30 protein-coding genes are annotated in these 26265 nt (G+C 58.5%); 17 read left to right on the forward strand and 13 right to left on the reverse strand.

Translation table 11 applies throughout. From position 1 onward, the window contains the following. The first annotated feature begins 48 nt into the window (after nt 1-48). Nucleotides 49-399 (forward strand): hypothetical protein, encoded by a 351-nt coding sequence (locus ACRRQW_RS12790; RefSeq protein WP_438481850.1) that lies wholly within the window; start codon nt 49-51, stop codon nt 397-399. Nucleotides 400-403: 4 nt separating this feature from the next. Here the strand turns inward: ACRRQW_RS12790 and ACRRQW_RS12795 are convergent, their stop codons facing one another. Next, nucleotides 404-1678 carry an MFS transporter gene (locus ACRRQW_RS12795; protein WP_438481851.1) on the reverse strand — a complete coding sequence of 425 codons (1275 nt, stop codon included), beginning with the start codon at nt 1676-1678 and terminating at the stop codon, nt 404-406. A gap of 38 nt (nt 1679-1716) precedes the next feature. Then, a complete protein-coding gene (locus ACRRQW_RS12800) occupies nt 1717-2655 on the reverse strand; it encodes a LysR family transcriptional regulator (RefSeq protein WP_438481852.1) in 939 nt (312 codons plus the stop codon). A gap of 116 nt (nt 2656-2771) precedes the next feature. Between ACRRQW_RS12800 and ACRRQW_RS12805 the strand changes: the two genes are divergently transcribed. The 4 genes from ACRRQW_RS12805 (at nt 2772) to ACRRQW_RS12820 (ending at nt 5222) form a co-directional block, all read left to right on the forward strand. Then, the gene (locus tag ACRRQW_RS12805; RefSeq protein ID WP_438481853.1) at nt 2772-2951 is read left to right on the forward strand and encodes a hypothetical protein; all 180 of its coding nucleotides are present in this window, start codon (nt 2772-2774) and stop codon (nt 2949-2951) included. 151 nt (nt 2952-3102) lie between these two features. After that, complete coding sequence (locus tag ACRRQW_RS12810) at nt 3103-3618, forward strand: RNA polymerase sigma factor (RefSeq protein WP_438481854.1); 516 nt, start codon at nt 3103-3105, stop codon at nt 3616-3618. Next, on the forward strand, nt 3611-4186 hold the full coding sequence (locus ACRRQW_RS12815; RefSeq protein ID WP_438481856.1) for a hypothetical protein: 576 nt from the start codon (nt 3611-3613) through the stop codon (nt 4184-4186). The genes ACRRQW_RS12810 and ACRRQW_RS12815 overlap by 8 nt, the downstream gene beginning before the upstream one ends. Nucleotides 4187-4214: 28 nt before the next feature. Beyond that, nucleotides 4215-5222: a PDZ domain-containing protein gene (locus ACRRQW_RS12820; protein WP_438481857.1), complete on the forward strand. Its 1008-nt coding sequence runs from the start codon at nt 4215-4217 to the stop codon at nt 5220-5222. An 82-nt stretch (nt 5223-5304) separates the two neighbouring features. Here ACRRQW_RS12820 and ACRRQW_RS12825 read toward each other — a convergent pair whose 3' ends face one another. From ACRRQW_RS12825 to ACRRQW_RS12840, 4 genes are all read right to left on the reverse strand, one after another. Continuing rightward, nucleotides 5305-5829 carry a DUF4199 domain-containing protein gene (locus tag ACRRQW_RS12825; RefSeq protein WP_438481858.1) on the reverse strand — a complete coding sequence of 175 codons (525 nt, stop codon included), beginning with the start codon at nt 5827-5829 and terminating at the stop codon, nt 5305-5307. Nucleotides 5830-6027: 198 nt separating this feature from the next. Next, the gene (locus tag ACRRQW_RS12830) at nt 6028-6828 is read right to left on the reverse strand and encodes a TIGR00266 family protein (RefSeq protein WP_438481860.1); all 801 of its coding nucleotides are present in this window, start codon (nt 6826-6828) and stop codon (nt 6028-6030) included. A gap of 58 nt (nt 6829-6886) precedes the next feature. Further along, the gene (locus ACRRQW_RS12835) at nt 6887-7186 is read right to left on the reverse strand and encodes a Smr/MutS family protein (RefSeq protein WP_438481862.1); all 300 of its coding nucleotides are present in this window, start codon (nt 7184-7186) and stop codon (nt 6887-6889) included. A 104-nt stretch (nt 7187-7290) separates the two neighbouring features. Next, a complete protein-coding gene (locus ACRRQW_RS12840) occupies nt 7291-7587 on the reverse strand; it encodes a hypothetical protein (RefSeq protein WP_438481863.1) in 297 nt (98 codons plus the stop codon). A 268-nt stretch (nt 7588-7855) separates the two neighbouring features. Here ACRRQW_RS12840 and ACRRQW_RS12845 point away from each other — a divergent pair, with 268 nt between their 5' ends. Next, nucleotides 7856-8773, forward strand: coding sequence for an ABC transporter ATP-binding protein (locus ACRRQW_RS12845; RefSeq protein WP_438481864.1), 918 nt, complete (start codon nt 7856-7858; stop codon nt 8771-8773). 8 nt (nt 8774-8781) lie between these two features. Beyond that, entirely contained in the window at nt 8782-10113 is a 1332-nt protein-coding gene (locus ACRRQW_RS12850) for an ABC transporter permease (RefSeq protein WP_438481865.1), read from the forward strand. 59 nt (nt 10114-10172) lie between these two features. Here ACRRQW_RS12850 and ACRRQW_RS12855 read toward each other — a convergent pair whose 3' ends face one another. Continuing rightward, entirely contained in the window at nt 10173-10505 is a 333-nt protein-coding gene (locus tag ACRRQW_RS12855) for a twin-arginine translocase TatA/TatE family subunit (RefSeq protein WP_438481866.1), read from the reverse strand. A 51-nt stretch (nt 10506-10556) separates the two neighbouring features. Further along, the gene (locus ACRRQW_RS12860) at nt 10557-11477 is read right to left on the reverse strand and encodes an aldose 1-epimerase (protein WP_438481868.1); all 921 of its coding nucleotides are present in this window, start codon (nt 11475-11477) and stop codon (nt 10557-10559) included. Between the two features lie 152 nt (nt 11478-11629). Here ACRRQW_RS12860 and ACRRQW_RS12865 point away from each other — a divergent pair, with 152 nt between their 5' ends. The 4 genes from ACRRQW_RS12865 to ACRRQW_RS12880 are packed head-to-tail and all read left to right on the forward strand — an operon-like array spanning nt 11630 to nt 15167. After that, a complete protein-coding gene (locus tag ACRRQW_RS12865; RefSeq protein ID WP_438481869.1) occupies nt 11630-13084 on the forward strand; it encodes an NfeD family protein in 1455 nt (484 codons plus the stop codon). Then, a complete protein-coding gene (locus ACRRQW_RS12870; protein WP_438481870.1) occupies nt 13081-13563 on the forward strand; it encodes an NfeD family protein in 483 nt (160 codons plus the stop codon). Before ACRRQW_RS12865 ends, ACRRQW_RS12870 begins: the two co-directional genes overlap by 4 nt. Beyond that, nucleotides 13560-14561, forward strand: coding sequence for a flotillin-like protein FloA (gene floA / locus ACRRQW_RS12875; protein ID WP_438481871.1), 1002 nt, complete (start codon nt 13560-13562; stop codon nt 14559-14561). Before ACRRQW_RS12870 ends, floA begins: the two co-directional genes overlap by 4 nt. Nucleotides 14562-14582: 21 nt before the next feature. Continuing rightward, complete coding sequence (locus ACRRQW_RS12880; RefSeq protein WP_438481872.1) at nt 14583-15167, forward strand: hypothetical protein; 585 nt, start codon at nt 14583-14585, stop codon at nt 15165-15167. 62 nt (nt 15168-15229) lie between these two features. Here the strand turns inward: ACRRQW_RS12880 and ACRRQW_RS12885 are convergent, their stop codons facing one another. Then, the gene (locus ACRRQW_RS12885; RefSeq protein ID WP_438481873.1) at nt 15230-16003 is read right to left on the reverse strand and encodes a helix-turn-helix domain-containing protein; all 774 of its coding nucleotides are present in this window, start codon (nt 16001-16003) and stop codon (nt 15230-15232) included. A gap of 50 nt (nt 16004-16053) precedes the next feature. Continuing rightward, nucleotides 16054-18579, reverse strand: a complete 2526-nt coding sequence (locus ACRRQW_RS12890; protein ID WP_438481874.1) for a DNA translocase FtsK 4TM domain-containing protein — start codon at nt 18577-18579, stop codon at nt 16054-16056. A 94-nt stretch (nt 18580-18673) separates the two neighbouring features. On the opposite strand from ACRRQW_RS12890, the gene ACRRQW_RS12895 reads away from it, so the two are divergent. Genes ACRRQW_RS12895 through dnaJ form a run of 4 tightly spaced genes read left to right on the forward strand, consistent with a single transcriptional unit; the run spans nt 18674 to nt 22172 of the window. Next, entirely contained in the window at nt 18674-19618 is a 945-nt protein-coding gene (locus tag ACRRQW_RS12895) for a type I phosphomannose isomerase catalytic subunit (protein ID WP_438481875.1), read from the forward strand. Continuing rightward, a complete protein-coding gene (locus tag ACRRQW_RS12900; protein WP_438481876.1) occupies nt 19615-20388 on the forward strand; it encodes a DUF748 domain-containing protein in 774 nt (257 codons plus the stop codon). The genes ACRRQW_RS12895 and ACRRQW_RS12900 overlap by 4 nt, the downstream gene beginning before the upstream one ends. A gap of 20 nt (nt 20389-20408) precedes the next feature. Continuing rightward, a complete protein-coding gene (locus ACRRQW_RS12905; protein WP_438481877.1) occupies nt 20409-20987 on the forward strand; it encodes a nucleotide exchange factor GrpE in 579 nt (192 codons plus the stop codon). A 3-nt stretch (nt 20988-20990) separates the two neighbouring features. After that, complete coding sequence (dnaJ, locus tag ACRRQW_RS12910; RefSeq protein ID WP_438481878.1) at nt 20991-22172, forward strand: molecular chaperone DnaJ; 1182 nt, start codon at nt 20991-20993, stop codon at nt 22170-22172. A 46-nt stretch (nt 22173-22218) separates the two neighbouring features. On the opposite strand, the gene ACRRQW_RS12915 is transcribed toward dnaJ, so the two are convergent. Further along, nucleotides 22219-22650, reverse strand: coding sequence for a PDZ domain-containing protein (locus tag ACRRQW_RS12915; RefSeq protein WP_438481880.1), 432 nt, complete (start codon nt 22648-22650; stop codon nt 22219-22221). Between the two features lie 83 nt (nt 22651-22733). On the opposite strand from ACRRQW_RS12915, the gene purN reads away from it, so the two are divergent. Beyond that, a complete protein-coding gene (gene purN / locus ACRRQW_RS12920; protein WP_438481881.1) occupies nt 22734-23309 on the forward strand; it encodes a phosphoribosylglycinamide formyltransferase in 576 nt (191 codons plus the stop codon). 6 nt (nt 23310-23315) lie between these two features. Continuing rightward, nucleotides 23316-24194 (forward strand): 50S ribosomal protein L11 methyltransferase, encoded by an 879-nt coding sequence (locus ACRRQW_RS12925; RefSeq protein ID WP_438481883.1) that lies wholly within the window; start codon nt 23316-23318, stop codon nt 24192-24194. Here the strand turns inward: ACRRQW_RS12925 and ACRRQW_RS12930 are convergent. Together ACRRQW_RS12930 and accC are read right to left on the reverse strand one after the other, a co-directional pair. Beyond that, nucleotides 24178-24798, reverse strand: coding sequence for a chromophore lyase CpcT/CpeT (locus tag ACRRQW_RS12930; protein WP_438481884.1), 621 nt, complete (start codon nt 24796-24798; stop codon nt 24178-24180). The genes ACRRQW_RS12925 and ACRRQW_RS12930 overlap by 17 nt on opposite strands. A 95-nt stretch (nt 24799-24893) precedes the next feature. After that, on the reverse strand, nt 24894-26255 hold the full coding sequence (gene accC, locus ACRRQW_RS12935; protein WP_438481885.1) for an acetyl-CoA carboxylase biotin carboxylase subunit: 1362 nt from the start codon (nt 26253-26255) through the stop codon (nt 24894-24896). Between the last annotated feature and the right edge of the window lie 10 nt (nt 26256-26265).

The following is a 26265-nucleotide window of genomic DNA, read 5'->3' on the forward strand; positions in this document are numbered from 1 at the left end:
ACGAGGTTTTGGAGCGGAACTTTCCTGTGCACGGACGTCTAAACCACTATGGACAATTTCAAAAAATTAGTGGTTTTGCTGCTGTTGGCTTGTGCAGGGATTGGCTCGTATGCGCATGGTGCGGCTGAACTTACGCCGTATGAAAAAGCCGTTCAGGATTATATCTCGGCAGCTTCGACTGAATTGAATGCGCTCCAAAAAGAAATCGACGCGCAATTGTCCGCCTCACCGGCGGACAAAGAGAAGTTATCGGAATTCCTCAAAAAGCATAAGGAAGCGTCCACCAAGCTCGAAGCGCTGAAACAAGCAAAGTCCAACCAATTTGACCCACTCAAGCAGGCTTATGAAACAGCCCGTGCTGACATGGTCGCGGCTTTGGACAAAGCGCGTAGCGGATGATGCGTTACAAAGCCGCTTCCGGCACTGGTGCGGGCGTGACCTCGCGTGGCGCCGGAGTCGCGACGTGCGGTGCAACCGCGCGCAGTTCGTAGGCGAGCAAGACGGTGAGCAGGAAAAATCCCGCTGAGAAATAGCCGAGGGTGGTCATGCCTTGGAGATGGCCGGTGGACGTGCGCGTGATGAAAAATCCGGCGAGCAGGGTGGCGAGGCCGCTGGCGGCTTGTTGCAGCGCGGCGTTTACGCTCATGAAGCCGCCGCGGTAACGGGCTTCGACCGCATTGGTGATCATCGTCATGGCGGGAGCAAAGCGCCCGGACATCGTGACCATGAAGAGCGCCATCATCGTCGCCGCGACATACACGGACGAAGTGCCGAGTCGCGTGATAAAAAACACCACAATCACTGCCATCCCGGACATGATCGCCAGCAAGCGGAGCCGATCCATGTGATCGCTCAACCAGCCCACCAGCGGCGTGCTGATCGCGGTGGCGACCCCGCCGACGGCGTAAGCGATCGGAAGTTGGAGTTTTTCATCAAGGCCAAGATTCGCGATGAACGAGGGCGCGAGAAACGGGATCAAGGTGCCGCCGGCCATCACGAGCGGGATACTCACAAAAAACGCGCGCCGGTGCACTTTGAGTGACAAAATTTCTTTCATCTGCCGCAGCGGCTCGTGGTTTTGCACGGCGGTTTTGATCGGAGGCAGTGAAAAATAAGCCACGACCCACACCACGACTGAGCAGCTCGCCAGCAGGAAAAAAGGCGCGTGCCAGCCGAACTTGCCTGCGAGCACGAGGCCGGCGGGAACTCCCAGCACGGAGGCAATTGGGAAAGCTGCCATGACCAGGCTCATCGCGCGGCCGCGTCGTGTGGGCGGAATGATATCACCGACCATCGCGCCCACCATCGAGCCCGCCAATCCGCCAAACGCCCCCGCCGCGAGGCGTGCCGCCATGAGCGCGTGGTGATTCGGCGCGAGCGCGCAGGCGAGGGTGGCGATGCCGAAGCCCGCGTAGAGAAAAAGCAGGGAGCGTTTGCGATCGAAACGATCCAGAAAGAAACCGCCGGCGAATCCGCTGACCGACGCGGCGAGACCATACGACGCGACGAGGTAAGTGAATTGGCCGGGCGTGATTTGAAACATCCGCATGAGCTGCTCGCCGAGCGGCATCATGATCATGAAATCGAGGATGTGCGTGAACTGCACCGCGCACAGCACCGCGAGGGTCGCGTTTTCGCGACCTTTAGGCAGAGCGTGATGTTGGACGGTGACGGACATGCAGCGGAGTAGGATTCACGGAAACGAACCCAGCGCAACTAGCTCGTGGGATTCGTGGCGGAAGATTGAAAGGGAGCCTTCGAAGCCTGCGTCGGCACGGGGCCGACCACGGCGCGTGCGGCTTCGGCGAAAAGCAAGGCGCCCTGTCCGGGATGACGCCGGCGATGCCGCACGAGGCAAATATCGCGTGACGGGGCGACACCGCTGAATTTACGAAACACGAGCCCGGCGGGATCGTTGGCGCTGCGCGAGCTTTGCGGCAGGATGCTCACGCCGAGTCCCATGGCGGCCAGGGCTTTGACGGTGGAGACTTGCCCGCAACGATGCGCGATCTTCGGTTCGAATTCGTGTTCGCCGCAGTAACGCTTGATTTGCAACGCAAGCGTCGAGCCGTCGCCGAGGAGAATGAAATTCTCGTCCTTGAGATCGCTGAACGTAATCTTTTCGGCGCTGGCAAGCGGGTGGTCGGCGCCCATCGCGAGGAGCAGTTGTTCACTGTAAAGCTTCTCGACCAGCAAGCGCGGCTCGGTGATGGGCGAAGAGAGGAAGGCCCAGTCTAATTTTCCCTCAAGTAGTTCTTCAATCAACGGGTTACGGAAATCTTCACGCGTGTGCAAATTGATGCGAATGTCATTGGCGCGACAGTGTGCGAGCACCGCCGGGAGAAAAAACGGCGCGACGGTCGGGATGGCCCCGACCGTGACCTTGGGTCCGAGCTCCGGTGCAGCTTTCAGCTCACCAATGGTTTGCTCAACTTCGGCGAGGATTCGGCGCGTCCTTTCGAGCAACACATTGCCCGCTTCCGTGAGGATCGCCTTCCGGCCAAGGCGTTGAAAAAGCGTCTGCCCAAGCTCTTCCTCAAGGTTCAAAATCTGCTGACTCAACGATGGCTGGGAGATAAAACTGCGTTGGGCGGCTTTGGTGAAGTTTTGTGTCTCAGCGACTGCCAAGAAGTAACGCAATTGGTAGATTTCCATAGGTAAATCAGATGGTTCCTATAGAAACTAAGTATTTTGGCTATTGCAAGAGTGGGTGTATTCTCTGCGCATCACCAAAACAGGTGTCTCAAGCAAACAACCAAATTACTCTTCTCATGAAAACCAACACGCTCAACGCCATCATCGCAGTCGCCGCCGTCAGTGCTATCGCCTTCACCAGCGTAGTCCAAGGCGCGGTCAACGTCGATATCGTGGCCATCTCTGTGGGCTTCCTCGCTGCGGCGGGCATTGTTGCCCTCACCATCGCCGATTATCGCGGACACAATCTCCGCTAAGACTTTTTAAGTCAGTAGTTCATAGTGCAACAGAGGCCGGGTAACCACTCCCGGCCTCTTTTTATGTCTGCGTTTTGGCATCGGTTGCGCAGATTTTAGACAAACCCTGCCGCCCGTGACGCTTTTTAGGAAACGACCCAAAAACCCTCACATGGAGGCCGCACATGCAACCGACACTTGGAAAGACTGGTTTGAAGCCTACGGGCCCAAGTTGCTCCTGTGTGCGCGTCAGTGGACGCGTTCTCTCGCCGATGCGGAGGATGTCCTGCAAGAAGCCTTCGTGCGCTATTGGCGCCACCAACGCGATCTGCCGGGCGACCCGCAGGCCTTGCTCATTACTTCGATCCGCCGCGCGGCCATCGACCATGCGCGTCGCGAAACCCGCCGCGCGATCCGCGAAGAGAAAGCTGACGGTGGCTTGGAAGGCCGCGACACCCTTTTCACCCCGCAACTCGGTGAAGATGCTGATCGTCGCGTGGAAATCGAAGCCGCGTTGCAGCGACTTCCCGTCGAGCAACGCGAAGTGCTCGTCCTCAAGATCTGGAACGAACTCACCTTCGATCAAATTGCCGGCGCCTTGGACATCCCGGCCAACACGGCCGCTTCGCGCTATCGCTACGCGCTCGCGGCCCTCCGCAAAGAATTAAATCCCGTTTCCCATGGATGACTCATTCAAAGACCTTGAAGCCGAATTGAAAGGCCTGCGTCTGCGCCAGCCCTCGGCGCAACTTTTCGCCCGCTTGGAGCGCGATCTTGCCGAGGAAATCCCCGAAGTCGTCGCGCCGCCGCCGCGCCCGCGTTATGCGTCCGCCACCAATCTGAGTTCATGGAAATGGTCCGGCTGGCGCATGGCCGGCATGGCCGCTGCGCTCACGCTCGTGGCGACGGTCGGCGTCGTGATTTTGAAGCAAAGCGAAACGATTTCTCCCGGAGTCGCGCCCGAACTGGCGTCGAACGATGCACCGCGGGAAGCCCAATCCTACCGGCCGGTCGCGCGCGATTCCAATGCCTACGTGAATGACATCACGTCGCGTTACCAGCCGGTCGCGGCGACGAATGTTCTCTACGACGTCAAAGACGAAGGTTACGCGAACCGCACGGATGACGCCGACGCCCGCCGCGTTCGCGCCCGCTACATCGACACCTACACGTTCGAAAATCCGCGCAACAATTCCTCGCTCAAGTGGAGCGTGCCGCGCGACGAAGTCCGCGTGATCCGCGCCAGCTGGAATTAATTTTAGTCCGTTAAACCATCCATCCCCTATGCAATCCTGCAAAAACTACCTGTTGCCAGTCCTCGCGCTGGCCGTGCTCACGCCGCAAGTGTGGGCGCAACCAGACAAGAAAGAAGAAAAGAAAGTCACCATCCGCCGCCTCGACAAGGACTCTCCGCGTCGCGTCGAAGCGAACGTTGAAAAAGAAACCATCACGTTTCTCGGCGTCGAAACCGCCAACGTCGGCCGCACGCTCGGGGCGCAACTGGGCCTTCCGCGCGAAACGGGCCTCATCATCACGCGCGTCGCGGAAGACAGCCCTGCGGCCTCCGTGCTCAAAGAAGACGATGTGCTCACGAAGTTCGAGGATCAGATCCTCGTGAACATGCCGCAGCTCGGCACGCTCGTGCGCTCCAAAAACGCCGGCGACGAGGTGAAACTCACCGTCGTGCGTGGCGGCAAGGAAACCGTCTTGAAAACCAAGCTCGCTTCCCGCGAAGTGCCGAAGCTCGCCCAGGCAGAGTTTTTCCAAGGTTTCCCAAGCAACGCGTTCAGCTTCGAAGGGAATAATCTTCAAGGGATCGAGCAGCTGCGCAATTTTCCCGGCATGGGCCCGGATCATGCCCGCGATGTCTTGCGCATCATCGGTCGCGAGCGCGCCAACGCCCTCAACGGCCCGCGCGTGCACATCCGCAGTCGCGCCGGCCAGGGCGCCACAATCGTCGATTTGCCGAAGAGCAATATTTCCTATTCGGACGACGACGGCTCGATCGAAATCAAATCGGAAGACGACAAGCGCACGCTCACGGTCAAAGACGCGAAAGGCACCGTCCAATTCAACGGTCCGCTCAACACGGACGAAGATCGCAAAAAGCTTCCGCCGGAGATCGCCGCGCGCCTCGAGAAAATCGATGTCGAGACGATCAACTTCGAAGCCGGCGAAGATTTTAAAGCTGAGTTTGTGCCGGCTCCTCCCGCGCCCGCGAAGAGCAAAATCAATCGCGACGTGACCGGCGAACCTGCATTCCAAGCGAAGCCCGCCGGGCGTCCGCTCTAAATAATTTAGGCGCGGCAGGTGGCCGCGCCCAGTGTGTGTGCAGACCGGGCTGGCGTGAAAGCGCCAGCCCGTTTTCTTTAAATTACATCGGCGGCGGCACTTCGCCTGTCGCCGGGCGTTTCACGAACGCCGCGATAATGAGCGATACGATCAGGCCGAAAATCACGACGAGGATGGGCGTGAAAATCGCCTGGACCACCGGCCCCATCATCATCCGCGTGAAACCTTCCGCTTGCTCCATTTGCGCTTCACCCATGCCCGCTTTTTCCCATTGGGTGCGGACAATCGCCATTTGGTAATCGGCAAACTGGGTGTTAATGAACTTCAAGTGAAGGAAGTTATAAATGCCGCTGAGCACACCGGAGATGAGGGAAATCAAAACGCCGGTGCCGAGCGCGCGACCGTAGGACATGCCTTTTTCCGGCGTTTCATCGCGCACCGCGCTGATTCCGAGCCACAGAACCACGAACATGATAATGAAACCGAACCATTGAAAGTATTGCCCGGTGGCGAGCTTCTCGGTTTCAAAGCCGGTGAAATACAGCGCAAGGCGCATTACCGCGCCGCAGATGGTCAGAATGAGTGCGTAGGTGAATTTAGTGCCCATGCGCACACGTTGCCGATTCGTGGTAACGAATTCAACCGTCGTTGTGACGGGCGGCAACCGCGATGGATGGGCGGTTCGAGGTGAAACCCGATCAGCATGGCATGTTGCTCAAAGGTGGTCGCCGGTCTCCGCACCGGCGACTGGCTGCGCGCGTGCTGAGGCGTCGGTGCGGAGACCGACGCCCACCTCTCGAATCGCTTAACGATTATCGCCGTCCAGCATGCGACCGAGGCCGCCGAGGACGGAGCCTTCTTCGCGGCCGCCGCGACCGGTTTGGGGAGCCGCAGCCACGATGCGGCTCGCGAGGCGCGAGAACGGCAACGATTGCAGCCACACTTTGCCCGGACCGCGCACGCGGGCGAAGAACAGACCTTCGCCACCGAAAAGCGCATTCTTAATGCCGCCGACGTATTCGATGTCATAGTCGACCGATTTTTGCAGCCCCACCAAACAGCCCGTGTCGATGCGGAGCGTTTCTCCCGGCTTCAGATCGCGTTCGTAGAGCGTGCCGCTCGCGTGAAGGAAGGCGAGTCCGTCGCCTTGCAGACGTTGCATGATAAACCCTTCGCCGCCGAACAGGCCGGCGCCGAGGCGTTTTTGAAACGCGATGCCGACGCTCACGCCTTTCGCGGCGCAGAGGAAAGCATTTTTCTGCGCGATGATTTCCCCGCCGAGTTCGCGCAGGTTCACAGGGAGAATTTTGCCAGGATACGGCGCGCCAAACGCTACGATGCGACGCGTGGCAGATTGGTTTTGAAACACCGTCATGAACAGCGATTCGCCCGTGAGCACGCGTTTGCCCGCGCCGAGCAGCGCGCCCATGATACCCGAACTCGGGGGCGAGCCGTCGCCAAAAATGGTTTCGAGCGCGATCCCGTCGTCCATGAACATCATGGCGCCCGCTTCGGCGACGACGGCTTCATTCGGGTCGAGCTCGATTTCGACGAACTGCATGTCGTCGCCGTTAATCCGATAATCAATCACGTGCATTGGGTTCATAGTTTTTAATTGGTGGTGAGGTATAAAACCCCGCTTACGTCGTGAAAGTCGCGCATGCTCAGGTGGAATTTGCCGGTTTGAGTGTAACCCGGGTCGCGCCCCAGCCGCCGGAAGTTTCATCGCACAACGCGAAGCGAAGCACCGCGGGAGATTTTCGCAGCTGCGCGTGCACGGTTTCGCGAAGCGTGCCGAGGCCTTTGCCGTGAATTACGCGCACCGAATAAATGCGGCGCGCGCGGCACTCATTAAAATAGTCCTCCAACAAGCTCGCGATTTCCCGAGGACGGAACGTGTGCAAATCCAATTCATCCGTGATGGGGAAGGGCACGGGTGCTTCGGCGGAATCGTCGACGGCCATGCAGTGAAACGTGCGCGTGTCGAAAAATTGCGCGACAAAAAACCCGTCCCCTTGCGAGGACGGGTTTTTAACACACACACAACTAGCAAAGAACGACTAACAAATTAGTTTTTCGCGACGCGGCTCAGTTGGGCGTCCTTCGCGGCTTGCGCGAGGGTCGCTTGGGAAAGCGCCGGGGCCTTCACGTAGGGAAGTTCGCTCGCGAGTGTTTCAGCGCTGGCCTGAGCGCGGAGGGTGGCGAGGCTGCGATCAAGTTGTTTTTCAACCGTCGTCTGGCGCGGCGCCGTGACGACATACTTTGGGAGTTCGATCACTTCCACGGAAGTGTTGTCTTGAGCGGAGCTGATGCTGGTCAGGAGCGCGGCGATGCTAGCGAGAAGGAAGAGGGAATTCTTTTTCATAGTTAAAGTCTTGTTGTGATAACACTACACGCAGCCGATGTGCCAAGTTGCAGGCGTGTGCGTAAGTCGCTGTTTGTGAGGGCGAAGAAATTTTATTTACCATCCGCGGTGTTTTAAACCGCATCGCGCGCCGCGCTTTCTTCACGAAGTTGAAATTTGCGTTTCCCACGACTGGGACGGAAACGAAGTCATGCTGTGACCATGACTTTCGGAGGCCGCAAAAGCATCGTGCGCCCGCCGCGCGCGCGCATCGTTTTCCTCATTCGCCATGCTCGAACTCACTCATCTTACCAAACGTTACGGCGCATTCACCGCGGTGGCCGACATCTCGCTCGAAGTGCGCGCCGGAGAATTTCTAGGCCTGCTCGGGCCGAACGGCGCAGGTAAAACCACGACCATGTCACTCATCGCCGGTCTGCGTGATCCCGACGCGGGCAGCGTGAAGCTGAATGGCAAAATTGTTTCTGCGCGCGAAGCTGACACGCGGCGCGAACTTGGCTTGGTGCCGCAGCACATTGCGCTGTATCCCAATCTCAGCGCGGAACAGAACCTGACGATTTTTGGCGAACTCTACGGATTGCGCGGAGCAGATTTGCGCACGCGGATCAATGAAGCGCTCGCAGCCGTGCAGCTTTCCGAACGGCGTCGCGACGCGGTGAAGAATTTTTCCGGCGGCATGCAGCGTCGCTTAAATCTCGTCGCAGCGCTGATGCATCGCCCGAAACTTTTGCTCTGCGATGAACCGACCGTGGGCGTCGATCCCCAGTCGAGAAACGCGATTTTTGATCATCTGGAAAAACTCAATCGCGAGGGACTCACTGTGATTTATTCGACGCATTACATGGAGGAAGCGGCGCGGCTCTGCTCGCGCATCGGCATCATCGATCACGGAAAAATTCTCGCGCTCGGGGCGCTCGACGAGTTGCTGACGTTGCTGCCGTTTGAGGAGGAGATTCGTTTTCCGGCCACGGCGGAGACGGCGAAATTTGCCGAGGCGATCAAAGCGCAGGGCGATCTCGGCACAAGCGAGAGCGGGCATCGCTTCCGCGCAAGGGAAGGATTTCGCGTGAGCGAGTTTTTCACGCTCGTCGAAAGCCACGGACTGGCTCCGCGCCTTTTTGCGATGCAACGGCCTTCGCTTGAAGCGCTGTTTCTCCACCTGACCGGCCGCACGCTCCGCGAATAATTTTTTCCATGCACCCGATTCTCGTTCTTCTCCGCAAAGATTTCCGCCTCTTCTTCCGCGATAAGGCGTCAGTCATGCTGACGTTTATCATTCCGTTCGCGCTGATCTATTTGTTTGGCCAGGTTTTCGGCGTGAACCGGCAAGGCAGCGGGCCATCGAGCATTCCAATCGCAGTGGTCAATCAAAGCGACAATCCCGCCGCGCAGAGCCTGGTCGAGGCGCTGAAAAAGGAGAAAACCGTGCGCGTGCTAACGAATTTTGTCGCTCCCGACAAATCGACGCGCCCGCTCACCGAGGAGGATCTGCGACCGCTGATGAAAGCGAACGAGTTTCGCTTTGCGTTGGTCATTCCGCGCGACCTGATCCGTGTAGACGACTTCGGCATTCGCATCAAAATCCTGTCCGACCCGCGCAACGAAATCGAAACGCAGACGGTGAACGGGATTCTTCAGAAAACGATTTATGCGAACGTGCCGCAGTTACTCGGGCAGTCGCTGCAAAATGCGGCGAAGCTGGTGATCGGTGCGGAAAACGCGGGGAAATTTAACGCGAAGATTGCGAGCGCGGTGGCGGGGTCGTTTGGCGGCGATGCCGCGACAATTCAAAAAAACATGGAAGCGGGGAAACTGAGTCTTGGTGGAAAAAAGGAAGAAACGACTAAGTCGGGTGAGAACGATTTCTTCAGCCAATTGATCGAAATCGAAAACGAGCAAGTCGTCGGCCAGCAGGTGAAAAGTCCCGGGGCGACGCGCATCGTCGGTGGCTGGGCGATGCAGTTTTTGCTGTTTGCGCTGAGTGGCTCCGCGGTCGCGCTGTTTTATGAGCGTGATCAAGGGTTGTTCCAACGCATGCTTTCGGCGCCGGTGACGCGCGCGCATATTTTGTGGAGCAAGTTTCTCTACGGCGTGGCACTCGGACTGATTCAGCTGCTCGTGTTATTTTTTGCGGGACGAGTTTTGTTCGGCATCGAGGTAGAGAATCACTTTGGGCTGCTGACCCTCGTGTGTGTGTTCGCGGCGGCGGCGTGCACGGCGTTCGGCATGTTACTCGCGGCGTTTGCGCCAAGCCCCGAGGCGGCGCGGGGGATGGCGACCTTTTTGATTCTCATGATGAGCGCGATCGGCGGCGCGTGGTTTCCGGTGAGTTTTATGCCGGAGTTCATTCAGCAGCTGAGCAAATTCACGCTCGTTTACTGGTCGATGGAAGGGTTCACGCAGGTGCTCTGGGCGGATGCGACTTTTACTGAGTTGCTGACGACGCTCGGAGTGCTGGCGGCAATTACCGTTGGAGTGATGGCGGTCGCGGTGTGGCGGTTTAATCGCGGCCAGATCTTCAGTTGAAGACGCAAAAAAAGGCGGAAGAAAACTTCCGCCTGGAGGGGTTGCGCGTTGCGCAGTGGTTAATCCGCGAGATCGCTGGGCGGCGGAGTGAGCGGTGTGGGCGTTGGCGTAGTGCTCACGGCGGAGCTGCTTTGCGGAATGGTCGCAGCCGGCTGAGGCTTTTTCGGTGGGGAAGGCGGTTCTTCTTCCATGGCGCGGCGCACTTCGGCTTCGACGCCGCTGGTGGCCTTTTTGAATTCGCGGACAGATTTCCCCAAACCTTTGGCCAATTCGGGAAGCCGGTTCGAGCCAAAGAGCAGAAGAATGATGAACATAATCATTATCAGCTCGGGGCCGCCGATGCCTTCGATAAAGGCGAGGGGATTAATCATGATAAAATAAGACGCCGACATGCGGAAATGGTAACAGGAAAACCTCGAGGCGCAAATGCGCCGTGCGGGGCGTTAATCGAGCGTGATCTCGACGTAGAACTTCTGCGTCTGCCCAGGGGCGACGGTATGCAGACCGATTTTAGTTTCGGGGGCATTGGGCGGGCCCATCCAAGGTTCGACGCAGTAGAACGGGGCTTTGTCGCTTTCGGTCCACGTGACGACGGCAAGGTCGCGAGGGTTCGTGTTGGCGGTGCCGGCTCGGAAGAAAAGTCGCGCGCCGCTGCCTTCTTCTGTGACGGCAAACACTTCGCGCTTCAAACCGGTGTGGATGAGATCGACGAGTTTTGGGTTATCGAGCGTCTCGCGAGTGTTAATTTGCGGGCCAGGGACGAGACCGCCTTGCTCGTTGCGTTGGAGGAATTTTGTCGCGGTGGTTTCGAGCGTGTAATCTTTGCGCGTGCGACCGGAACTCCAGGGCAGGGTGAAATAAAAATGATGTCCGGCTGACCAGGGAATCGGCGCGGTGCCGAGATTGGTGAGTTGGAGTTCGACGAAAACGCCCAGCGGGTCGAAGCGATAGCTCACGACGAATTCGTAGTCGTAAGGATATAATTCTTTCGCCGCCGCATCCGGGACGAATTGCGCGGAAAAGCCGCCTTCATCGAGGCGCGTGACGCGGAAATCGCCTTGGCGAGCGATGCCGTGAATGGGCATGGCGCGCCGCACGCCGTCATCGGCGCGCCAGTGGTGGATTTCGCCTTTGTCGTAGGAGCGTCCGGAAAACGGAAACAGGATCGGGTTGCCGCCGCGCACGTTCGCGAAGTTCTCCAGCGTGGCGATCTCCGGCCAGTAAATGATGTCGCGCACGCTGCCGTCACCGAGCGTGACGTTCCAATTCATGAGGCGTGCGCCTTTTTCTGGCAGGGCGAGGAAGGAGGAGGTGCCGACCTGCCACCGGTAAATTGTTTGCCCGAGATACGGGATGCGTTCCATGCGCTACTTGGTAAGACAAAAGTGGCGCGGCGTTCCAATCTAAACGCGCAAAGTTCGCGAAATGATTTTGCGAAAGAGTCTTGAAACATTGGACCGCATTGTAAGCTCGCCGCGCTTGCATGCGTCGAAGGTGAACACAAAGCTGCGCGCCAATGTTCAAGCTGGTCGGCATTTTAGTTACCCTGGCGTTAAGCTCACTGATCGTTTTTGCGGCGGATGCGCCAAAGACGGGTGCGTTGGGCGTGTCGGCTGATCTGACGAAAAAGAAGACCAGCGTTTATGTTTTACCGGTGCACGACGAGATCAACAGCCCGACGCTCTACATCGTGCGGCGCGGTCTCAAGGAAGCCATCGAGCAAAAAGTCGATGTGGTGCTGCTCGACATGAACACGCCCGGCGGGGCGTTGGATGTCACGTTCGACATCATGGAGGCGTTGGAGAAATTTCCCGGTCAGACGATCACGTTTGTGAACACGGACGCGATTTCGGCGGGTGCATTTATTTCGGCCACGACCGATGAAATTTGGTTCAATCCGCGCGGGAAGATCGGCGCGGCGGCTCCGGTGACGGGCGACGGCAAGGATATCGATAAATCGATGCGCCAAAAAATCGTGAGTTTTCTCCGCGCCGAAGTGCGCTCGGTTTCCGAAGGCAAAGGCTATCGCGGACAAGTCATCTCGGCGATGATCGACGAGGACTACGAATTGAAGATCGGCGAAAAAATCCTGAAGCCGAAGGGCGAACTCCTGACGCTGACTGCGACGGAAGCGCTCGAAACTCACGGCGATCCTGCGCAAGTGTTGTTGGGCGCGGGCAAGGCGAGTGACGTGGCTGCGTTGCTCACGGCAAAATTCGGCGCGGGAAACTATGAAGTGAAACACTTTGAGGTTACCTGGTCGGAGCATCTCGCAAAGTATCTCACGAGAATTTCTCCGATTCTCCTCGGGCTCGGCATCCTCGCGCTCTACGTCGAATTTAAGACGCCAGGCTTCGGCTTGTTTGGCGTCACGGGAATCGTGCTGCTCGCGATTGTGTTTCTTGGCAGTTACGTGGCGGGACTTTCGGGTCACGAGCCGATGCTGCTGTTTGCGGTGGGCGTGTTGTTGGTCGCGCTGGAAATCGCTTTTTTCCCGGGTGGCGTGGTGTTCGCGGTGACCGGCTTGGCGTTAATGCTGGGTTCGCTCGTGTGGGGCATGGCCGATCTTTGGCCGAATGAGCCGCTGAGCATTGCGTGGTCGGGTGACGCGTTTGTCGGACCGGTGCAAAATCTTGGATTCGGGCTGTTGTTTGCCGTCGTGTTTGCGTTGGCACTCGCGCGCTTTTTGCCGAAAGGCTGGTTTTTTACGCAGTTGGCGGTGGGCCAGGCGATCGCCGGCTCCGCGCAAAATGCCGGCGTCGCGCCAGAACTTGGGGCGCGGGCGTCGAGTCTCGTGGGGCGCACGGGCGTCGCCGTGACCGGCCTATTTCCGAGCGGACAAATTGAGATTGATGGCCGGCGTTACGAAGCGCGCATGGAAGTCGGCGCAGTGCCGCCGGGCACGACGGTCGTGGTGCGGCGCAAAACTGATTTTAATCTCATCGTGGAACGGGCGGAGGCGGCGCTATGACGCTTGTGCTATTTCTTTTTATTGTGGGTGCGGTGCTGCTCGCGCTCGAAGTCGTGGTGCCGGGCGCGATTCTCGGGATCATGGGCGGCGTCTGCCTGCTGGTGGGCGTGATTGCCGCGTTCATGAATTTTGGCGCTGACGGCGGCGTGATCGCCGGCGTCGTGGCGCTCGTGATTGTCGCGGTCGTGCTCTACATTGAGTTCGTTTACCTGCCGAAGAGCCGGCTCGTGAAAACATTTTCCATGACTGGAACGGTAGCGGGACAAAGCCAGCCGAAGCTCGCCGATGCTTCCATCATCGGGAAACCGGCGGTCGCCGTGACGCCGCTTTCACCGAGTGGCGTGATCGAACTCGAAGGCCGGCGCTATGAAGCCTACTCGCGCGACGGCCACGTGAACGCGGGCGCGCCGCTCGCCGTCGTGGGCCTCGACAATTTTCGTCTGATCGTCAGTCAACCAGCACCCACTCAAAAATTATGAACCTAACGTTAATCATCGGTATCTTTGTCGGCATTGTCCTGCTTGTAGTAGGCGCCATCGTTTTCAGCCTCATCGGCGCATGGGTGAAAGCGATGTTCAACGGCGCTCCGGTGCCGATGTCGAAACTCGTCGCACTAAAATTCGCCAGCATTCCCTACGGCTTGATCGTCGATGCGCGCATCACGGCGGTGCGCGCCGGGATCGCGGTGGATGCCGACCAGATCGCGTCGCACTACCAAGCGGGCGGTAACGTCGTGCCGACCGTGCAAGCGCTCATCGCCGCGCAGAAGGCCGGTATCGAACTCGGTTGGGATCGCGCGTGCGCCATCGACTTGGCGACCAAAGGCTCCGGCAAATCGGTGGTCGAAGCCGTGCGCACCTCGGTTGATCCCAAGGTCATCGATTGTCCGAATCCGGAAGGTGGTCGCACGACGATCGACGGCGTGGCGAAAGATGGCATTCAAGTGAAGGTAAAGGCGCGCGTCACGGTGCGCACGAATCTCGATCGTTTCGTCGGTGGCGCGAAGGAAGAGACGATCATCGCCCGCGTCGGCGAAGGCATCGTTTCGACCATCGGTTCTTCCGAGAGCTACAAAACCGTGCTCGAGTCGCCTGACTCGATTTCCAAGACGGTGTTGGCGCGCGGCCTCGATGTAGGTTCGGCGTTCGAAATTCTTTCCATTGATATCGCCGACGTGGATGTCGGTGAAAACGTCGGTGCCAAACTGCAAGAAGCCCAAGCCGAAGCGAACAAGAGCATCGCGCAGGCGCAGGCCGAAATCCGTCGTGCGGCTGCGGTGGCCGTCGAACAGGAAATGAAAGCTCGCGTGCAAGAGATGCAGGCGGAAGTCGTGCGCGCGCAGGCCGAAGTGCCGAAGGCGCTGGCCGAGGCGTTGCGCTCCGGCCGCATGGGCGTGATGGATTACTACAAGATGGAAAACATCCAGGCTGACACGTCGATGCGCGGTTCGATTGCGCATCCGGACGGCAAAAAGTAACGCACCCCCGGGACTGTTTTCGTGAACTGGATTCTCGAACATCTTAATCTCGTCTTCATCGTCGGCGGAGCCTTGGCGTGGTGGCTCAACCAGCGTGGCAAGAAGGCCGAAGACGCGGAGGGTCAATCAGCCCAGCCGCAACAGGAAACGTCTTTCGGCGATGCCGATGAAGCTGAACGCACGCGGCGCATCCGCGAAGAGATTCAGCGGAAGATTCAACAGCGCATGAGCGGACAGACGCCACCGCCGATCACCGAGCCGGCGACGACAGAATATAGTCAACCGCCGCCACTGATCGTGCCGGCGCGTCAGGTGGCGTCCTCAAGTTCTGTGCGCGCGGCGATGGCCCGTCGTGAGGCGGAGCGCCACGCGGAAGTTTTAGAGCAACAAGCCGCGCTCGCGGATCGATTGCGCATGGCGAATGAAATGAAACTCGCTTCGCAAAAGCGTCTCGCGTTCGAAGACACGATCGACGCGGGCGGCGTAAACACCGCTTCGCGGGCGAAAGCTCGCTCGATCGTGATGGAAGAGATGCGTTCACCCGAGGCCCTGCGGCGCGCGTTCATCATGCGCGAAGTGCTGGGCCCGCCGGTGGCCCTAAGGTAAAACTTTAAAATAAAAAAGGCCGGCGAGTTGCCAGCCTTTTTGCTGAAGTAATACGAGACGCTTTACGGGGCTTTGTAAGGCACGCGGAACTGTCCCATCGGCTTGTTAGTCGGCACTTGGACGGCTTCACCGTTCAACTCGATGCGAATGCGCTCCGGGTTCTCGACCGTAACAGTAAGTTCTTTCGAGTAACGAATCGGGCGCGTGTCGCCGCGATTCAGCGAGTATTTGCCGTCGAGGAAGACCGTGCTGCCGTCCGAGTAAGCAACTTTTACGCGAGTCGATTCAATGGCCGTAACCGTGAAAGTGGCCTGACGGTCTTGCACGTTCTCGGAAGTCGTCGGTGTGGTGGTCGCGCTATTCTTGGGGGCAGACGAAGAGCCGCCGAACAAGACTTTCACGAGCAATAGAATCACGATCACGCCTACGACTACGCCGCCGCCGATGAGGCCGAGTTTGATCATCGCGGCTTGATTGGCGGAGTTGCTGCCGCCGCGGCTGACCGACGGGCCGTCGCTGGCTTCTGAAGAACGGGCGGCCTCGCCGAAATCGACGCGGGCATACACTTCGCGCGTGTCGCGATCGCGGCGCGACGGTTTGCCTTCCGCGAGAATCGAGGAGAGTTCGCCGACGATACGCTCGGCATCGAGTTCGAGGAACTTCGCGTAGGAGCGCACGAACCCTTTTAAATAGAGCGAGGGAAGATCGATATCGAAGGTGTTGGCTTCGAATTTCTGCAAATAGTCGCCACGAATCTTCGTGGTTTCCGCGGCTTCGCGGATCGAGATGCCTTTGCGCTTCCGTGCTTCCTCAAGCTTTTCGCCGATGGTCTGCATGGTGTGTGTGTAAATGTTTTGGTCGGGGGTTTGAAAGTCTTAAACGCGACTTACTGCTGATAAGTGTCGAGGTCGACGAGGATCTCGCGCGGGGATGAACCGTTTTCCGGGCCGACGATACCTTTCTCTTCCATGAGTTCGACGATGCGCGCGGCGCGGTTGTAACCGATGCGCAGTTTGCGTTGGAGCATCGATGTCGAGGCTCGGCGCGTGGAACGCAGCACGTCCATCGCTTGAGCGAACAACTCGGCATCGTCGCCGAGATCGTCGTCGCCGTCTTCGCCTTCTTCATCTTCGTCGCGCGAGTCGCGATCGATTTGTTGTTGGACGGATTGCGCGTATTGCGGCGGGCCGTTGCGTTTGAGAAATTCGACCAGCTCGATGACTTCTTCATCGGCGACGAAAGCGCCTTGTGCGCGCACGAGACGCGAACTGCCGGGAGGCGAGAACAACATATCGCCGCGACCGATGAGCGTGTCGGCACCTTTCGTGTCGAGAATCGTGCGCGAATCGACCTGCGAGGCTACCTGGAAGGCAATACGTGACGGCAAGTTTGCTTTGATGACGCCGGTGATGACGTTCACGGACGGACGTTGCGTCGCGATGATCAAGTGGATGCCGGCCGCACGCGCGAGTTGGGCGAGACGTGCGATGCTTGTTTCGATTTCGGCCGGAGCGACCATCATCAAATCCGCCAACTCGTCGATGATCGCGACGATGTAAGGCAGGCGTTCGGGAATCTCGATCTCGGGCGTGACGCCGGCGAGTTCGGGCTGCTCCTCAGTCGCGGGAAACTCGTGCTTCGGATCTTTTTTGCGACCGTTAAAACCAATGATATTGCGGACGTTGACCTTCGCGAAAATCTGATAGCGTTGCTCCATTTCGCCGAGCAACCATTTGAGGGCGGCGGGCACTTTCTTCGGCTCGGTCACGACCGGAATCAGCATGTGCGGCAGCGTGTTGAAAATCTTCAACTCGACCACTTTGGGGTCGACCATGATGAGGCGCACATCTTTCGGGCTCTTCGAGTAGAGAATCGAAGCGACGATGGAATTAATACACACCGATTTGCCGGAGCCGGTGGCGCCAGCGATCAGCAAGTGGGGCATCTTCGAGAGATCGGAGATGAGCGCTTTGCCGGAAACATCTTTGCCGAGCGCGATGGGCAACTCCGCTTTCGCGCCGACCCAATCTTCACTCTCTAGGATCTCGCGCATGCCGACGGGCGTGGATTTTTGATTCGGCACTTCGACGCCGACGGCGGCCTTGCCGGGAATCGGCGCGAGAATACGCACGGACTGCGCGCGCATGCCGAGCGCGATGTTTTTATCGAGGCCGGAAATTTTTTCGACGCGCACACCCGCGGCGGGAATCACTTCGTAACACGTGATGACGGGGCCGACGTGAATTTCGCCGAGCGTGACCGCGACGCCAAATTCGCCGAGGATGCGGAGAAGATTTTCCGCGTTCTGGCGGTGTTCCTCGACGCTGTTGGTGCCCGTGTCTCTGACTTGTTCGCGTAGCAGGCTGAGCGGCGGGAATTCGTAATTCTTGTCATCGCTCTGCGGCAACGTGACTTTCGCTTTCTTGGTTTCCTCGGCCTTGACGATGTTGAGCTCGAATTTGCCGGTAGCGGCCGCGAGATCTTTGGCGGAAGTGGCGGTGGGCGTGATTTGCGCGACGGGCTTTGGCACCGGCTTCGCGGCGGGTGGGAGTGGCTCAGGTTCGGGCTCTTCCACGGGCGCGAGTTTTGGAACGACCGGCGCGACGACGGTTTTTGCCTTTGGCTGCTCAGCGAGTGGATCGGCGCTGGTGGGCACGACCATTTTTTTGGAAACCGTCGGAGCGGTTGCTGGAGCCGCGGTGATCGCGGGTGCGTTTTTCGCGGCGAGCGCGGCTTCGGCTTTGAGCTTGGCGAGTTCTTCGCGGCGCTGGCGCATTTCGTCGGCGCGAGCGGCACGGAGCGCGGCGCGTTTTTCGCGCCACTCGACGAAGGCATTCATTAGACGCGCACATTCGGCGCCGATGTCGCGCGTGAAAATAAAGAGCATGCCCAACACATACGTCATGCCGAGAATGATGCCGGTGCCCGAGCCACCGAGGCTGTCGCGCAACACATCATCATACACGAGACGGCCCAACACGCCGCCCGGGCCGTCCGTGAACACTTGTTTGTTGGTAAACAGAAAATCCTGCATCGCGAGCAATCCGGAGAGCGAGATGATGCAGCACGTCATCGCGATCAGGCGCGTGGTCGTGAGACTCCGCGCGCTCCGCAGATAGATGTAAGTCATCCACGAGAGGAAAATTGGCAGCAGCCACGTCGTTGCGCCGAGCAAGCAATACGACCACGAAGAAAACTCCGCGCCGATGATGCCGACTTGATTGCGACCCATCGGGTGAGTCGTGATGCGGATGCTTTGCTCCGGTTCGTAGGAACCCAGCGCGAGCAACATCAGCACGCCAAAGAGCAGGCAGGTCGCTGCAGCGAACCAATGCGGGCGATGACGCGGGCCGTCGAACGACGGTGCCCCTTTTTCCTTATCCTTTGGATTTGAACTCTGCGCTTTGGCCATTTGTGTGAAAGTCGATTTATTGCAGGTTCATCGCCACAGTGGGTCAATGGAAAAGGCCCCTCCGCGATTTCCCCAAATCATTTATTCTCAACGCATGACACCGGTTCTTCAATTTAAGCCAATTTATCAGGAACGCGTCTGGGGCGGTCGCGAGCTCGAGACTTTTCTCGGCCGCAAACTGCCTGGCACCACGCCGATTGGCGAGAGTTGGGAAATCGTGGATCGCACCGAAGCGCAGTCCGTAATCGCGAATGGTAAATGGGCGGGAAAAACGCTGCGGGCCGCGATCGAAGCGGATTCCGCAGACATCATGGGGCCGTCGTGGCCGAAGGCGCGGTCATTTCCGATATTGGTGAAATGGCTCGATTGCCGCGATCGTCTCAGCGTGCAAGTGCATCCGCCGGCGAGCATCGCGGCGAAACTCGGTGGTGAACCGAAGACGGAGAATTGGTATTTCGCGCAGGTCGACCAAGGCGCGGCGGTTTACGCGGGACTGAAGCCCGGCGTCACGCGCGCGACGTTCGAGCAAGGCATCGCGGACGGCACGGTGGCCAAGCAACTCGAAAGCTTGCCGGTGAAAAACGGCGATTCGTTGCTCATCCACAGCGGCACGATGCACGCGATCGACGCGGGGAATGTGATTCTCGAGATCCAGCAAAACTCCGACACGACATATCGCGTTTACGACTGGGGCCGCGTGGGACTCGACGGAAAGCCGCGTGCGCTCCACGTCGAGCAATCGCTGGCGTGTCTCGATGCGAACACGTCGCCCGAGCCGAAATTGCTGCATCAGTCGGGCGTGCTGGTGGACGCGCACGAGTTTCGCCTCACGAAATATGAACTGAAAACAGGCGAGCACCTGAAATTTCCCGCCGGCGAACCGAGAATCCTTTCAGTCACGACCGGGGTTATTTCCGGCAATGGCGCGAAACTCACGCTCGGCGCCAATGTCATTCTCCAGCACGCCGGAGACTATTCTTTCACAGCGGAGGAAGATGCGACGGTGTTGATCGCCGATCGTTTCAACCATCCTCTATGAAAAACTCCCCACTGCGCGGCCCGGTATCTGAGCGAGGCGGATTGCTCGCCCTATTACTCTGGATTCTCGGCGGGCTGGTGGTGGTTAGCGTGATCGTCTGGACGCTGTTTTTGCCGCGAATCGTGGCGTCGACGATTCATTCGAAAACGGGGTTCTCGGTGCAGGTCGACGATCTGTCGGTGAACCCATTCACGGCGAAAGTATCGATTTCCGGCCTCGTGTTGAAAAATCCTGAGGGCTGGCCGTCCGCTGAGTTTATCGAACTGCGCACGTTTCGCGCGAACGCCGATTTGTTTTCCTTGTTCGGGGATCGCTTGGTCGCCGACGAAGTGGTGCTCGATTTGCCACAACTGACTTTGGTGCGTAACAAGGACGGCGTGCTCAACGCGATGGCGTTCGGGGACGGATTTAAAGGCGAAGAGTCTGCGTCGAAGGAAAAGAAGCCTGCGCAGCAATTTCTCATCAAGCACCTGTCGCTGAAGTTCGGTAAACTCGTTTATGCCGATTATTCGAAAAGCGCGAAGGGCGACATTCGCGAATACAACGTGGAGCTCGCTCGCGAACTCGAAAACGTGGACAGCATCGCGAAAATTATCGACCCCTTCAAAGGCACGATGGTGATGGGTTTGATTACCGATCCGTTCAAAGGCTTGTTCAAAAACAGCCCCGAGTTGCTCAAGCAGTTGGCCAGTCCGATTCAGGATGTCGGCAAGGCGACGGGTGAGGCGTTGAAAGGCCTGCTGCAATCGCTTGAAAAGAAAAAATCTTAGGCTAGGTTCGGCGGCTTCGCATGACCGACACCAGTAAGAACGAACCGACCAACGATAACACTACGCCTGCTCCCGAAGCCCAGCCAGCTCCGCAAGCGGCTGCACCTTCGCCACTTGAAGAGCAATTGAGCGCGGCCAAAAAGGAAGTGCAGGCCAATTACGATCGCTACATGCGCACGGCGGCTGATTTGGAAAATTTCCGCAAGCGCACGATCCGCGAAAAGGAAGAACTGCGTCAGTTTGCGACGTCGGGTCTGTTGGAGGACGTCATTCCGGTGCTCGATAATCTTTCGCTAGGTCTCGGAGCTGCGAAGCAACAGACAGACGTCAAAGGGATCGTCGACGGCGTCGGGCTCGTGCTAGAGCAACTCAAGAGCACGCTGGCGAAGCATGGCTTGAAGGAAGTGAATCCGGTCGGCCAGAAGTTCGATCCGAATTTGCACGAAGCGATTTCACATCAGCCCAGCGCGGAAATCGCCGAGGAAAACGTCACGCTCGTCGTGCGTCCTGGCTACACGCTGAACAATCGTTTGCTGCGCCCGGCGTCGGTGATCGTCTCAAGCGGGCCGGAAAAGAAAGATGCGGAGGCTAAGTCGTAATCCATGGCCGCTAAAGAAGACTATTACCAACTCCTCGGGGCCGAAAAAACGGCGAATGAAGAGGAGTTGAAAAAGGCGTATCGCAAGAAAGCCGTGCAATTTCACCCGGACAAAAATCCGGGTAACAAGGAAGCGGAGGAGATGTTTAAAAAAGTCTCCGAAGCCTACGAAGTGCTCAAAGATCCGGAGAAGCGCGCCGCGTATGATCGTTACGGTCATGCCGCGTTCCAGCAGGGCGGCGGGCCGCGTCCGGGCGGTTTTAGCGCGGGCGGAGGCGGCGGTGGCTTCCATGATCCGTTCGATATGTTCCGCGAAGTCTTCGGCCAGGGCCAAGGTGGCGGCGGAGGTGGTGGCGGGATTTTCGATGAATTTTTCGGCGGCGGTGGAGGCGGTGGCGGTGGCCAGGGCGGCGCGAATCGCGGCTCTGATTTACGTTACGACCTCGAAATCACGCTCGAAGAAGCGGCCAAGGGCGTCGAGAAGGAGATTTCGTTCCGCAAACTCGGCGCGTGCTCGCATTGCAGTGGCAGCGGCGCCGAACCGGGTTCGAAAAAATCGCAGTGCCCGACCTGTCGTGGCGCGGGTCAAGTCACGACCTCGCGTGGATTTTTCCACGTGCGCCAGGCTTGCCCGACCTGTCACGGCTCAGGCCAGAAATTCGAGAAAGCGTGTGTGAAATGTCACGGCCAGGGCCGCGTTAATGAGACTTCCAAGATTAATGTGCGGATCCCGGCGGGAGTCGACACGGGCAACAAGCTGCGTTCCGCCGGCAACGGCGAAGCGGGCACGCAGGGCGGCTCAGCGGGCGATCTTTACATCGTCGTGCACGTGAAAGACCACGAAGTCTTCGAGCGCGAAGGCGACGATCTGTTCTGCGAGATGCCGATCAAGTTCACGCTCGCGTCGCTCGGCGGCACGATTCACGTGCCGACCATGAAGGGCAAAGCGGCGCTGAAGATTCCTTCCGGCACGCAGTCAAATACGACGTTCCGGCTCAAGGGCCACGGCATGCCGCACCTGCGGGGTGGCGCGCACGGAGATCAATTGATCCGCGTGCAAGTCGAAGTGCCGACGAAGCTTTCCTCCGAGCAGAAGAAACTGCTCGAAGAATTCGGGCGCGTCAGCGGCGATACTGAAGAGCCGACGTCGAAGAGCTTTTTCGAGAAGGCGAAGAAGTTTTTCTAAATCGCCGGCGAACGCCGTGAGTTGAGTTCGCGCGACCTGCGCGAGCTCAACGTGGTTTGGGGAGATTCGCCGAGCGCAACGTGACCGTTTTCGTGCGCTTGGTGACGACTTCGAGTTGGATGCGTTCGCCGAGCGGGCGATTGATCAGGAGTTTGCCGAGTTGGGCTTCGAGATTTACGCGGCCGTCCATGCCGGCGACGGGTTGGCCGTTGATTTTGATGATCTCGTCGCCGGGTTGCAGGCCCTCGGCTGCCGCGTCGCTCTCTGCCTGGACCGAGGCGATCACGATGGAAACGACCTGGCGGGTTTCTTTCATCACTCGAACGTCCAGTTCGATGGGAAAACTATTCACGGGCGGCGCACTGATTTTTAGCGGCTCGAGCTGCACGACTTCCTCCTTGAGATCCGGGGCTTTTTTGACGCCCAGTGCGGCGCAAGCGATCAACACTACAGTGAGAACGCGGGAAAATAGTCTCATGAGGCGAGTGAAGGAGGCTTAGCCGGTGCGGGCGAGATTATCAGCGTGCAACGCGCCAAATTTGTGGATGCAGTCACGGGCTCATGCGCGTGGTCATTTTAGGTTCCGGTCGCGGCAGCAACGCCGAGGCAATTCTCCAAGCTCAGCAAGCGGGGCAGCTCGGCGCGGCGCGTGTGGTGCATATTTTTGCGGACAAACCTGACGCCGGAATTCTGGCGCTCGGCGCACGTTTCGGCGTGCCGGCGAGTTTTGTCGATCCGGCACCTTTCAAAACGAAACTCGAAGGCGAGGGCGAAGACCGGTTTATCGCGGCGATTCAGGCGGCGCAGGGCGATCTGGTGGTGCTGGCGGGCTTCATGCGCGTGATTAAGCCGAAGTTTTTGGAAACGTTTGCGGGCAAAATCATTAATTTACACCCGAGTTTGCTGCCCAGTTTCCCGGGCTTGGATGGAATCGGGCAGGCGTTTCGCCGCGGCGTGAAAGTGACCGGCTGCACGGTGCATTACGTGACGCTGGAGGTCGATGGCGGCCCGATTCTCGATCAGGCGGTCGTGCGCATCGAGGCGAACGACACTTTGGAGACGCTCGCGGCAAAAGTGCACGTGGCGGAACACGCGCTTTTACCCGCAGTGATCGCGAAACTGAGTCTAACCAAGTAATTTCCCATGGCTGTATTCGAACTGAAACTGGAGGTGAGTCTCGCGGCTGCGGTTGCGATTGAAGAATTGCTGGCCGAACGCGAAGAGCAGCGCCTGATGGTGCTCGAAGACAAACCGGCGGCCCGCGCGTGGATTACGGGCTATTTTGAGGCGCGGGACGAGGCGTTGGAGGCGTGGAGCGCGTTGCGCGCTGACGCGGGGACGATCGAGTTGCCGGCGAGCGAGCCGGAAGTGCGCGAATTGCCGGATGCGGACTGGAAAAACAGTTACAAGGCCCACTTCAAGGCGTGGAAATTCGGTAAATTGAACTGGGTGCCGGTGTGGGAAAAGGAAACTTTTGCGCTTCCGGCGGGCGAAGCGGTGTTGTGGCTGGATCCGGGTATGGCGTTTGGGACGGGAAATCACGAAACCACGCGTCTGGTCGTGGAGCGGATGGTGTCCATTGCCGGGCAGACGGGCACCGCTGGCCGCGTGATCGATGCGGGCTGTGGCTCGGGGATTTTGGCGCTTTCGGCGGTGTTGCTTGGCTATCGCGACGTGGCCGCCTTCGATAATGACGCCGAAGCGGTGCGCGTGAGCGAAGAAAACGCGGTTTTGAACGATCTCGCGGGCCGCGTGGAGTTTTACGTGGGCGATTTGGTTACGGGCCTTGCCGGGCGTCAGGCCGAACTCGTGCTCGCGAACATCCAAGCCGATGTGCTGATGCGCTTCGTGAACGAGCTGTGCGCGTCAGTCGCGCCGAGGGGATCGTTGGTGCTAAGCGGGATTTTGAGCCAGGAACTGGAGCGAGTGCGTGAGGTATTCGCCGCCGTAGCCGCAGGCTGGCGCGTGGAAAGCCGCGTGATGGGCGAGTGGGCTGACTTAACGCTTACTCGATCTTCTTAAAAACGTAGCCGCCGTGCACGGAGCCCCAGATTTGGGTGCCGTTGGCGGTATAGCCGCGTTCCCAGAGGGTGATTTGCTTATCGGTGACGGTGATCGCGGTGGTCGCGTAGGCAGCGCCGCGGATATTGGCGCAGCCTTTGCCTTCCGTGATGCCTTTGAAGGAGCCGTCGGACTCGGCGCGTAGAATGACGGTGCAATTTTCGCGTGCTCGCAGGTCGTTGGTTGAGAAATTGTTGATGATGGTGGTGTTTTTCCACCCGCCCGTGGCTGCAACGGGGTCGACGAGGTCGTAGAAGCGACATTCGAAGCTGCCATCGTCGCGGGCAACGAGCTGATAGACGGTTTGCTTGTAAGGATGACGAAGCCCGCCGGGGAGAGCCTGTTCGGCGTAGAGCCAGACGCCGTCGCTCTTGTCGGGCCAGAACCGGACGATGTTGAGGACGGTGCTCTGGAAATTGTGGTCTCCGCGCGCCTGTTCGGCGCTGGAAAACGAGCCGGCAAACTGTCCGACAAGTTTGGTCAGCGGACTGGCGTCGTTCGCAAACACATTCATCGAGACTAAGAAAAGGATCGTGGGCAGCCAAAGCCGCGAAAATGAGCGCATAGGGGAAGGTGGACTGGGGTTGGGCCTCGAAAGTTCGAATTTGGCCAAAAAAAGGCCGCAAGACGTGCTTGCGGCCGGTGGAGAGTGATTGGCTCTTAGAAGAGGTCAGTCGGCGTGCGCGACATGAAATCTTCCATGTAAGCCGTGGTGGCCTTGCCCTCGATGAAGACAGGATCGCTCATGATGGCCTTGTGCAGAGGAATCGTGGTTTTGATACCCCGAATCAAATACTCGCTGAGGGCGCGGTAGGAGCGCTGAAGAGCGACTTTACGCGTCGAGCCGAAGCAAATGAGTTTACCGATCATGCTGTCGTAGTGAGGCGGGATCACATAGCCGCTGTAGGCATGGGAATCCACGCGCACGCCATGGCCGCCCGGGGCGTAATACAGGCCAATCGTGCCTGGGGACGGGGTGAAGTTACGGGCAGGATCCTCGGCGTTAATACGGCACTCGATGGCGTGCTTCTCGAACTTAATATCGCTCTGGTCGAAGGAAAGCTTTTCGCCGTTGGCGACGTTGATCTGCTGTTTGATCAGGTCGATTCCGGTGCATTCTTCGGTGACGGGATGCTCCACCTGGATGCGGGTGTTCATCTCGATGAAGTAATAGTTGCCCTTCGCATCGACGAGAAACTCAATAGTGCCGGCGTTCTGATACTCGGCAGCTTCGGCAGCTTTGATGGCGGCTTTGCCCATCTTTTTGCGCAAATCAGCGGTCAAAAACGGGGAAGGGGACTCTTCGATGAGCTTTTGGTGACGGCGTTGGACGGAGCAATCGCGTTCGCCCAGGTGGAGGACCTTCCCGTGACTATCGGCGAGGATCTGGAATTCGATGTGACGGGGCTTTTCGATGTATTTCTCGATGTAAACCGCGCCGTTGCCGAAAGCTTTTTCGGCTTCGTTGCGGGCAACGTGAAATTCTTTCGCGAACGAAACGTCGTTATGGGCGATGCGCATACCGCGTCCGCCACCGCCGGCAACCGCTTTAATGATAACGGGATATCCAATTTTGCGAGCGACTTTGACGGCTTCGTTTTCGTTGTCAATTGGGCCATCGGAGCCTGGAACAGTGACGACGCCGGCTTTGCGGACGGTGTCTTTGGCGATAGCCTTATCACCCATCATACGGATGCTCTTCGACTTAGGGCCAATGAATTTGATGTTACAGGATTCGCACTGCTCGGCAAATTTAGCATTCTCGGAGAGAAAGCCGTAGCCTGGATGGATGGCGTCCACGTCGGCGATTTCCGCTGCGCTGATAATGCGATCGGCGCGCAGATAGCTATCGGCGCTCCGTGGGCCTCCGATGCAAATGGCTTCGTCAGCGAGTTGCACGTGCAGGGATTGGACATCAGCCTCCGAATAGACCGCGAGCGTCTTAATGCCCATTTCGCGACAAGCGCGAATGATGCGGAGCGCGATTTCACCGCGATTAGCGATGAGAACCTTTTGAATCATACAGATATAA

The organism is Oleiharenicola lentus, from assembly GCF_051660365.1.
GTDB lineage: Bacteria > Verrucomicrobiota > Verrucomicrobiia > Opitutales > Opitutaceae > Lacunisphaera > Lacunisphaera lenta_A.